Below are 1,910 nucleotides of genomic sequence, written 5' to 3'. Positions count from 1 at the left end.
GTTTCTATACAACATCGGCGTAGCAGAACATAAGGCCGCTTTGAATTCAGTCGAGCATAAAGAGTCAATCATGGAGGCGATGATGGTTTCTATCGCTTCAGAGCTTTGGAATGGTCGGGAGTACAACTTCATTGCACAACACATAGAGGACAAGTTACTCACCCTCAACCCTTCTCTGAGAACGAACGCTCAGAGTTTGCGTAACGCTAAAGGATATGTGATGGGGCATTCTGGTGAAGTGGAAAACAAGCATGGCTTGCATGCTTTAGCTGCGGCACAAGCATTTGGTCGAACAGCTGATATATCTTTCAAGTTGGGAAAGCTTAAGGAGACGCTGCAAAAATAGCCAACCGTCCTCACCCTTGGCACACTGAGCCCCCCACCAGCCCCCTCTCCGTGAGCCTTGTTACGCACGTGCAGAAGACCTTCTCCGAATTCGAATACGCCGGCAAGAAAAAGCAGACTCGTCGCGATCGCTTCTTAGCTGACCTTGAACAGCTGGTGCCCTGGGCACAACTGGAGGCGCAAGTGGTTCCGTTCTATGGCGACACCACAGGCAAGCGCGGGCGCCCTGCAATTGGGTTGTCGCGCATGCTGCGCATGTATGTCGTGCAGCAGTGTTTCGGTTTCTCCGATGAAGGTACCGAAGATGCCGTCTACGACAGCCAGGCCATTCGTGGTTTTATCGGCATCGACTTGGGCCGTGAGTCGGCACCGGATGCCACCACCTTGCTGCGATTTCGCCGCTTGCTGGAAAACCATCATCTGACGCGGGTGCTGTTTGAAACGATTAACCAGCATCTGGCCAGCCAGGGTTTGCTGCTCAAGGAAGGCACCCTTGTCGATGCCACCCTGATCGCCGCGCCGCCCTCGGTCAAGAACCGAGAAGGCAAGCGCGACCCTGAGATGCATCAGGCTAAAAAAGGCAATCAGTGGCACTTCGGGATGAAGGCCCACATTGGTGTCGATGCCACGTCGGGGCTGGTACACAGCTTGGTCGGGACGGCCGCCAACGTGGCGGATATCACCCAGGTCGACCAGTTGCTGCACGGTGCCGAAACCTATGTTTCGGGTGATGCTGGATACACCGGTGCGGCCAAGCGACCGGAGCATGCTGAACGGGACGTTATTTGGTCGATTGCAGCACGGCCAAGCAGTTACCAGCACCACGGCAAAGGCAGCTTGCTGTTCCGGGTCAAGCGCAAGATCGAATACGCCAAGGCGCAACTGCGTGCCAAGGTCGAGCACCCGTTCCAGGTGATCAAGGTGCGTTTCAATTACCGAAAGGTTCGCTACCGTGGACTGGAAAAGAATACGGCGCAGTTGTTCAGTCTGTTTGGGTTGGCCAATCTGATGCTGGCCAAGCGGTATTTGCAACGGGCGGCGGGATAAATCCGTCTGAAAGGCGAGACTGGCCCGCAAATCAGCAAAATGAGGGCAGATATCGGCCCCAGAAACGAAGAATAAGGCCGATGGGTTGAAAAAACGGTTTGAAAATGGAGGGACGGCGCGAACGGGTTAATTGTTCAGCGTCTCCTTAAGAATTTTAACAAACTAACAAACTAACAAACTAACAAACTAACAAACTAACAAACTATAAGTGATTAATATCTAACTTACAAATATATTGCTATAAGTCAACAGCCTGGCTGCGCAGTCGCCCTAATAAAGCTTACGTTTAAAAAGCGTTCCTAAATCACATTGCTGAAGATAAAAATAAGTAATAGTTTTTGCGATTTGTTTTTTTGTTATATTCATAAATTGTACAATCAAAAACCATGACAAACGTTGCAAAGATATCACTTCAATGCCCTCAATGCTGGATGCTCGATATAAATAATCGAATCCTGTTTGACGGTGCCAATCAAATACACTTGACAAATATTGAGAGCATCATTGTAAAGAGCATG

Annotated in this window: 1 protein-coding gene and 1 pseudogene; both read left to right on the top strand. The window is 50.3% G+C overall.

What is annotated here, in order from left to right; genetic code table 11:
• Positions 1-346, top strand: a pseudogene (locus D8V06_RS15810) (hypothetical protein); the annotation flags it as partial.
• A 68-nt stretch (positions 347-414) separates the two neighbouring features.
• Positions 415-1,392, top strand: a complete 978-nt coding sequence (locus D8V06_RS15805; RefSeq protein WP_123501377.1) for an IS5 family transposase — start codon at positions 415-417, stop codon at positions 1,390-1,392.
• Positions 1,393-1,910 lie beyond the last annotated feature (518 nt).

It is taken from the genome of Pseudomonas sp. Sample_24 (assembly GCF_004307605.1).
GTDB lineage: Bacteria > Pseudomonadota > Gammaproteobacteria > Pseudomonadales > Pseudomonadaceae > Aquipseudomonas.
This window is presented reverse-complemented; position numbering and strand designations above follow the sequence as displayed.